Raw genomic sequence first — 8,457 nt, 5'->3', positions numbered from 1 at the left:
CCCTATTAAAAAAATATGAATTATTTAAACTAGTCAAAATAATACTAAAATTAAATATAAATATTTAATAAACTAAACTATTCCCATGTCATTGTCTTTAAAATTAAGAAAATTTTTACTAAAAGAAGGTGCTAAAGAAGTCGGTTATGCAGATATAACCCATTTTTCACCAAAACCAGAATTAAATACCGGAGTTGTTTTTTATATAACCTATCCGAAATCCATCATTAGAAATATGGAAAATGCTCCTACACCAGAATATCTTAAAGAATTGATAAGTCTTAATTTAAGATTAGATGCACTGGGAATGAAATGTGAAGAATTTTTAATTGACAATGGATTTAAAGCATATGCACAAACAAAAAAAAGATTAGGAACTGATTTTGGACAATACAACTCATTTGAACTGCCTCATAAAACCATTGCCACACGTGCAGGCCTTGGTTGGATTGGAAAATCCGCATTATTCACTACCTCAAAATACGGATCCGCATTAAGATTATCATCCGTTTTAACAAATGCCCCATTGGAAATTGGAAAACCAATTTTAAACTCCAAATGTGGAAAATGCATGATTTGTAAAGATGCATGTCCTGGAAATGCAATAAGTGGAATAGAATGGAATCATAAACTTAAAAGAAATGATTTTTATGATGACAAAAAATGTGAAAAATATGCCCTTATCGTTTCTGAGGAAAATCTAGGAAAACCAGATACAGTATGTGGAAAATGCATTTACGCCTGTCCACATACGCAAAAATATATTAAAAATTAAAATTCTACAGCATAATTGAAAATAGAAGGACTTGAAGGTAATTTAATGCCTAAAATCTTTTTTTCCATATGAACTGTCTCCAATTCATCATCGACATCTAAAGTAATAATAAAACCCATTTTGGTCCAGAAATCAAGAGCTCCATTTAAGTTTTTATGAGTGTGTAAGTAAATATTATCATAACTACTTTCATATGCAAAATTTTCAGCAACATTAAACATTTTTGAAGCCAAACCACAACGCCTATATCTCTTATCGACAAACAATCGCCAAATACTTGATGTAGAATCTTTTGAGTAAATTCCGCGAAACTCTTTAAAATCCTTATCATATGCCCTTATACCAATTGTAGCTATAATTTCATTAGTTTTTTCATCAAGGGCTATGAAAAAATTATTCCTTTGAGGATTAATATAGTACTCGTCAAGATTTACAATATCCTGATGCCATTTTGGAACATAGTCATATCCAAATTCCTGCTTGATTTGAGCAAATAAGAATTTTTTTACTTTTTTGATGATATTCGCATCATTGTTCAATGATTTAATAATTACATTCATAATCATCACTTCATAAATTATTACTTTTTTTGTAAAATATATGTTATTAGTAATACTTTTTGATAATTTTTGAATAACTTTAATATTGATAAAGTACAAATTAGTATTTAAAGATTATCATTTACTTATAAATCAAAAAAATATTTGAAAAAAAAGGTGGAGTTAATGGAAAAATTATTAGATGTAGAAAATGTTTCAATTTCATTTATGCAATACACCAAAGGCTTAAATCAGAGAGATTTGAAAGTTATCACAGATTTAACACTTGATGTATTTGAAGGAGAAATATTGGCAGTATTAGGCTCCAGCGGATCTGGAAAAAGTTTGCTGGCCCATGCAATATTTGGAATTCTTCCTGAAAATGCTAACTTAAATGGAGAAATAAAATACAAAGGAAAAACACTCTCACAGGAAGATAAAGAAGAACTCAGAGGTAAAGAAATAGCTTTAATACCACAATCAGTAAACTTTTTAGATCCTCTAATGAAAATTTCCGACCAGGCCATAGGCAGCACACAAAACGATGATGAAAGAAAGGCAAAAAAATTGAAACAAAGGGAAATCTTTGAACACTATAATCTGGGCCCTGAAGTTGATGAAATGTATCCATTTCAATTATCCGGAGGAATGGCTAGAAGAGTGCTTGTTTCAACCGCCCTACTATCCGACCCAAAACTTGTAGTAGCAGACGAACCTACTCCTGGTCTGGATGAAAAAACGGTTAAAGAAACTCTAAACCACTTCAAACACATGAAGGAATCCGGTGTTGGAGTATTGCTGATTACCCACGATATACATGCCGCACTGGAAATAGCAGACAGAATTGGAATTTTCTATTCAGGATATGTAATTGAAATTGCAGAAAACAAAGACTTTTCAGGAGACGGTGAAAACCTACTCCACCCGTACACAAAAGCATTATACAAGGCACTGCCTGCAAACGGATTTGAACTGATTAAAGGATTCCAACCCTTACACGGCGAAATCCCTGAAGGTTGTCCTTATTATGACAGGTGCGAAATGCACTTTGACAGATGCAAAAAGGAAAGGCCTCAGCTAATTGATTTAGGCAATAAGAAAGTAAGATGCTTTAAATATGAAGAAGGTGTGTAAAATGAAACTTAAAGCAGAAAATGTATCATTCAAATATCCTTCAGCTAAAGATTACCTGTTAAAAGATGTCAATATTGAACTTGACAACAGCAAAATCATAGGACTGATTGGAGACAGCGGTAGTGGAAAATCAACATTATGCAAAATATTATCAGGTTATGTCACAAAATTTGAAGGTAGCGTTACCTTCGATGGAAATCCCCTTCCTAAAAAAGGATTTAAACCTGTGCAACTAATTTATCAGCATCCTGAAAAAGTAATGAACCCAAAATGGAAAATGAGTCAGGTATTAGAAGAATCATGGGATGTGACAAATGAAATGCTTGCAGAATTCGGTATTCAAAAAACCTGGCTGACCCGATTTCCACAGGAGTTATCAGGAGGAGAACTTCAACGATTTTCTGTTCTCAGGTCACTAAACCCAGAAACCAAATTCCTGATAGCCGATGAGATGACAACAATGCTTGATGCAATTACTCAAGTACAGATTTTAGATTCAGTTTTGAAAACCGTAAAGCAAAGAAATATGGGATTTTTACTTGTAAGTCACGACATGGATTTGGTTGATACCATATGTGACGATAAAATTTATTTAAAAGATATTAATGGTGTTTAACCATTCACATCTTCCTTTTTTTAAAAAGAAAATGAAGAGAGTTTTGAACTCTCAAAATGTTTTTAAACTTTAAAGATTATTGATTTCATCAAAACGCAAAATATCATCGCATACCACTTCAAGCAATTCAGGGTCATGGCTAACAGCCAGTATACCTATGTTATTAGCTTTGGAATAATTAAGGAGCGCTTCCCATATTTGCACCTGCGTTAATGCATCAAGCATGGTACTTATCTCATCTGCAATGATGAATTTTGTATTTGGATTGAGTGCTCTCAATATGCTGAAACGCTGCAGTTCTCCGCCGGAAAGTTCACTGGACCAACGTCCCAGCCAGTTATCCTTAAGACCAAATGTATCTCTTAACTCCTGAGGAGGATTCCATGATTCAGTCAAAACTTTTTCCATTTTCCATTTGGGATTCATGGTCTTTTCTGGATGCTGAAATATCAACTGAACAGGATAAAAATCTTTATTTGGTATTTTTTGATTATCGATTGTTACTTCACCCGAGAAATTGGTAATGTAACCTGCAAGGATTTTGCATAAGGTACTTTTACCACTACCGCTATCCCCTATCAAACCAATGACCTTGTCGCTGCTCAGAGATAATGAAACATCCTTCAAAATGGGTCTTTTTTTAGTGTATGAAAATGAAATATTGCTTGCATTAAGATTCATAGTTCCCCTCCAAGTAATTAAAACATCTAATCATTATTCCTTCATGTTCAACCAAGTCAGGTATGTTATTTTCACATTTCCCAGTGCGTATCGGACAATTTTCATAATACGGACATCCTGAAACAACTTCCAAAGGCTGAACTCCTTCAGTAAACTTGAAACCATTTCTAGGCAATGCCTCGATTAAAGCTTGAGTGTAAGGATGCAGTAAATTATGCTGATTTTTGAAATTTTCTACCGTATTTATTTCAATTACATAACCCGAATAAAATATTGCTATCCTATCCGCCGTTTTTAGGGCAACATCGATTTCGTGAGTAATCAGCAAAACGCTTTGACCATTTTCCTTAAGATTTTTTAAATCCATGATGGTTTCCTTTACGCTTTGTGCATCCAAACCGGGTGTCGGCTCATCTGCAATCAGTAAAACCGGATTGTTCATCAGTGCAGTGGACAAAAGAACTTTTCTGGCCATGCCTCCGGACAACTCAAAAGGATACATTTCATCAACACTTTCATTTAAGCCATATTTTGCAAAGATTTCCCTTTGCTTTACCTTTTTCTCGTCGTGCTCCTTGTCGTTTTGACATTCTCCGATTGCAATCTCCGATACCTTCATGAGAGGATCCAAGAAATTTACGGATTGAGGTATCAGACATATTTCCTTACCTCTTAGTTCTTCCTTATTTTCTTGGGTTAATGTATTTCCTTTATATTTTATTTCACCAGTAACATGTGCGTTGTATGGCAGAATCCCTAAAATAGAATGGGCCAAAAGACTTTTACCTGAACCACTTGACCCTAAAATTGCTACAATTTCTTTTTCATTAACGTCTAGTGACAAATCAGAAATTACCTTCAAATCATGCCTATTCAATCCCTGGACATATTGAGTAAAGGATATTGATAAATTATTTACTTCTAAAACTTTTTCCATAAAATCACCCCTTAGTTATTAGCCTCAGAAGGATCAAATAATCGTTTCAGATTATCTCCAATAATATCAAACAGCAACACCACAATCAGCAATGAAAGACCCGGGAAGAATGCAAGCCACCAGGCACCCATTGCAAGATATGACATTGATTCGGACAATATAATACCAATTGCAGGCTCGTGTGGAGATAAACCGAATCCTAAGAACGTAACACTTGATTCGTGCATGATTGCGTGAGGAAATACCAGCAAGGTTCCTACAAATATCTGTGACATAACCAAAGGAAGTATATGCTGTCTTGCTATCCATAATTTGCTTTTTCCGAATTTTCCAGACAATGCTACAAATTCTGATGTCTGAATCTGCAGTACTTCAGCCCTCAGCACCCTTGTCAGGTTTACCCAATGGGAAAACGCTACTGCCATCGTTACACCAAATGCCCCTTTACCAAATCCGATAGATATCATCATAATCAAAAGAATGTGAGGTATTGATGCGAATAAATCAATTAACCATGATACAAATGTATCTGCTGCCTTATTAGTACTTGCAAGGAATGCTAAAAGTGTTGCGACGATGCTTGAAATGATGGAAGCCCCTAACCCGATGACTATACTTAAACTTAAACCCTTAAGTGTCCGAATAAACATGTCCCTACCCATCCAGTCAGTACCAAAAAGATGTTCGAATGACGGACCTTGCATTTTTATGGAAAAGTCTGTCGGCAAATTGGCATTAATCAGTGTTCCGCTTATGAATATCACAACTAAAACCAATGATGTAAGGCCAATAGTCAAAAGTGTTTTCTGCCTTAGGTTCAAGGAAGAGAACAAACCCCTGTTATACCATGGCATTTCACTCATCGTTCTCACTCCTTATTCTTGGGTCAACATATTCATAAATCACATCCGCCAGAAGGTTTCCTACAAATACGAATATTGTACTTACGATTACAATACCCAGCAGCAACGGAACATCAGACCTTAATCCTGCAGCCACGGTTGCCTGACCGATTCCAGGATAAGCAAATACCTGTTCCACAAGAATTGTTCCACCAAAAAGTTCGTTGAAAGACAGGAATTGAATTGTAATTGCAGGAAGCAGAATATTTCTTATACCGTGATTTTTAATCATTCCCCAGAAGCTTTCACCTCTTGCTTTAGAAAATAAAAAATAATCGCTTTTCTTAACGCTGATAAGCTTATCCCTTGTATACATTGTAAGGGAAGCAATTCCAACAATACTTAAAGTAAATGCAGGTAGTATCAACCTGTACAACCACTGCCAAAACGTTACCGTATCAGAAAGCTGCCCGATTGGAACTGAAAGGCCGATAGGAAACCATCCAAGATAAACTGAAAATACCATCAGGATTACCAAACCTATCCAGAAAGTTGGAGAAGACTGCAATACATAACAATAGGTTTTAATTACCTTATCAATCCATGTCCCCTCCTTTGCACCTGCAAGAACGCCTAAACCAAATCCTACAATACCTGAAATTATCCATGAAACTATCATGAGAATAAATGATGAGGTGAATTTCTGAACAATAACTTCAGTTACCGGAACTCTGTAGATTAATGAAAATCCCATGCTTCCAGATGCCAAAGTCTGAAGCCAGCCCAATACTCTTTCACCAAGAGTCAGATTTGTACCCCAATACTCTCCAACAATAGCCAATTGCTCTTGAGTTACAATTCTTTGACCTAAATATGCTCTTACAGGATCAATAGGAGATAATTGAACAATGATAAAGCTTATAGCTGCAACAACAATCAATAGAATAAGCAGCCGAACTGCTTTAAAACCTAAAAATTTAGCTAATTTCCCAGTATTAATTTTAATCATCTCTTATTAATTTGTTTAAAAAAAAGAATGGAAATGAGTTATCAGATAACTCATTTGAATATTTTTTATTTAACTTGCAGTTTCGTTGACACGTTTCCAATCGTAGATGTTACCCCAAATATCTCCACCGTGAGGATAGATGAGATGTGTGCTGTTGGAAATGTCTAAGGAGTCACTTACGAAGTAAGTGTAGTCCATGGTTCCTACCCAGATATATGGGTAGTGAGAGTTAGCTTGTTGAGCTGCTTGAGACCAAGTTGCGTATGAAGCGTTGAGGTCTTGTTCCATTGCGGAATCGATTAATGAATCAACTTCAGTATCGTTAAGTCCTTCCACGTTATCGAAACCTGCACATGCCACTCTTGAATCGTATTGATGTTGAATTTCCATCGGATCAGCTGAACCGAATCCGAATACTACACCTTGGCTGAACATGTTAGGAGTGATGTCATCCCAGCTTCCACCTACAGGAGTTACTTCGATACCGATTTGTTTAGCTTGTTCTGCAACAGCTACAGCAATAGCTTGTCTTTCAGATGCTTGTGAATTGTAATAGATTGAAAATTCTGCACGTTGGCCGTCTTTCTCAACGATTCCATCACCGTCAGTATCGTTCCATCCTGCATCTGAAAGTATTTTTTTAGCTTCATCAACATTACTGTCGTTGAATGAAGAGTCAAATGACCAATCCAATTGGTCAGCTACACCGTTGTAGTTTACATCACCGTATCCGTTTAATGCACCCTCTAACAATTGTTCCCTGTTGATACCTACATTGATAGCTTCTCTGATAGCAGGGTCTGCAGTTACATTGTTACCGATAGTGATGTTGTCTTCACTCATTTTACCAGTGTTGTTTTGTGTTGGCAGTGAAATACCCCGTACATCAATAGAATCAAAGTATTCTAAGTGATATCCGTCAACAGTTTCATTTGCATAGGATACCTGTACTTCAGCAATGTCAACATCACCGTTTTTGACTGCTGCAAATGCTGCATCAGGATCAAGGAAGAGATTTGTGATTTTTTCGAAGTATGGTTCTTTTCCATAATAGTCAGGGTTTTTCTCTAGGATGAACTGCTGACCTTTATCCCATTGAGCTAATTTATAAGGTCCTGAACCTATCGGGTTTTGACCGTAGGAATCTTCATTGTAATTAGCTTCAGGAACAATACCTACGTCAGTCAATTTGTTAATGAATGTAGAGTCAGATTTGTTAAGTTCAAATACAACTTTGTTTCCATTAGCTTTAGCTTCATTCATTGAACTTAAGTCGGCACCTTCACCTAATTCTTTTGCTTTGTTATATGAAAATGCCACATCTTTAGCAGTTAATTTGGAACCATCGGTGAAGTTTACATCATCACGAATAGTTACTGTGTATGTCTTAAAATCATCAGAAATTTCATAATCAGTCGCCAAGTCATTTACAAAATTATTGTCTTTGTCTCTTTTGAGAATTGTACTTTGTATAAGTGGTTCAGTTCCGGAATCATGGTATCCCCAACCATGCATTGGGTCAAAACCATATTCAGGTTCTTCACCGTGAGCAGCGACACAAGCCACCAATTCATTTGGAGCATGTTCTGTACTGCCCCCACCTAAAGCAACTGCAGCTACACCGATTATTGCTATAACAGCTACAATTGCACCTATTATAATCTTGTTATCCATATTTTTTCTCCAATAATGATTATATTTACAAATAAAGTAATATCTGAAAATAGTATTACTTTATTATATAAATTTAAGAAAATAGTAATACTTATTAATATAAAGATATTACACTTATACATTTAATCTCAATAAGTATTTAAAATTTCCGATAACATTCAATAAAAAGTATTATTTTTAATAGATTTATAACAATTATTTAAAAAATATAAACAAATAATTAATTTTAAAAAAAATAGTGAAAATAATA

General features: G+C 35.2%; 9 protein-coding genes. 3 read left to right on the top strand and 6 right to left on the bottom strand.

Annotation, left to right across the window (positions count from 1 at the left end; genetic code table 11):
• Positions 1-85 precede the first annotated feature (85 nt).
• Positions 86-775: a 4Fe-4S double cluster binding domain-containing protein gene (locus tag ACKI2P_RS09830; protein WP_407377245.1), complete on the top strand. Its 690-nt coding sequence runs from the start codon at positions 86-88 to the stop codon at positions 773-775.
• Here the strand turns inward: ACKI2P_RS09830 and ACKI2P_RS09825 are convergent.
• Positions 772-1,335, bottom strand: a complete 564-nt coding sequence (locus tag ACKI2P_RS09825) for a GNAT family N-acetyltransferase (RefSeq protein ID WP_407377244.1) — start codon at positions 1,333-1,335, stop codon at positions 772-774. The genes ACKI2P_RS09830 and ACKI2P_RS09825 overlap by 4 nt on opposite strands.
• 165 nt (positions 1,336-1,500) lie before the next feature.
• On the opposite strand from ACKI2P_RS09825, the gene ACKI2P_RS09820 reads away from it, so the two are divergent.
• Complete coding sequence (locus ACKI2P_RS09820) at positions 1,501-2,448, top strand: ABC transporter ATP-binding protein (RefSeq protein ID WP_407377243.1); 948 nt, start codon at positions 1,501-1,503, stop codon at positions 2,446-2,448.
• A gap of 1 nt (position 2,449) precedes the next feature.
• The gene (locus tag ACKI2P_RS09815; protein WP_407377242.1) at positions 2,450-3,064 is read left to right on the top strand and encodes an ABC transporter ATP-binding protein; all 615 of its coding nucleotides are present in this window, start codon (positions 2,450-2,452) and stop codon (positions 3,062-3,064) included.
• 69 nt (positions 3,065-3,133) lie between these two features.
• Here ACKI2P_RS09815 and ACKI2P_RS09810 read toward each other — a convergent pair whose 3' ends face one another.
• The 5 genes from ACKI2P_RS09810 to ACKI2P_RS09790 all read right to left on the bottom strand — a co-directional run bounded on the left by ACKI2P_RS09810 (position 3,134) and on the right by ACKI2P_RS09790 (position 8,207).
• Complete coding sequence (locus ACKI2P_RS09810; RefSeq protein ID WP_407377241.1) at positions 3,134-3,745, bottom strand: ABC transporter ATP-binding protein; 612 nt, start codon at positions 3,743-3,745, stop codon at positions 3,134-3,136.
• Positions 3,735-4,682, bottom strand: a complete 948-nt coding sequence (locus tag ACKI2P_RS09805; RefSeq protein ID WP_407377240.1) for an oligopeptide/dipeptide ABC transporter ATP-binding protein — start codon at positions 4,680-4,682, stop codon at positions 3,735-3,737. Before ACKI2P_RS09805 ends, ACKI2P_RS09810 begins: the two co-directional genes overlap by 11 nt.
• A gap of 11 nt (positions 4,683-4,693) precedes the next feature.
• Positions 4,694-5,536 (bottom strand): ABC transporter permease, encoded by an 843-nt coding sequence (locus ACKI2P_RS09800; RefSeq protein WP_407377246.1) that lies wholly within the window; start codon positions 5,534-5,536, stop codon positions 4,694-4,696.
• A gap of 1 nt (position 5,537) precedes the next feature.
• A complete protein-coding gene (locus tag ACKI2P_RS09795) occupies positions 5,538-6,533 on the bottom strand; it encodes an ABC transporter permease (protein WP_407377239.1) in 996 nt (331 codons plus the stop codon).
• Positions 6,534-6,602: 69 nt separating this feature from the next.
• The gene (locus ACKI2P_RS09790; protein WP_407377238.1) at positions 6,603-8,207 is read right to left on the bottom strand and encodes an ABC transporter substrate-binding protein; all 1,605 of its coding nucleotides are present in this window, start codon (positions 8,205-8,207) and stop codon (positions 6,603-6,605) included.
• Positions 8,208-8,457 lie beyond the last annotated feature (250 nt).

It is taken from the genome of Methanobrevibacter sp. (assembly GCF_045541095.1).
GTDB lineage: Archaea > Methanobacteriota > Methanobacteria > Methanobacteriales > Methanobacteriaceae > Methanocatella.
This window is presented reverse-complemented; position numbering and strand designations above follow the sequence as displayed.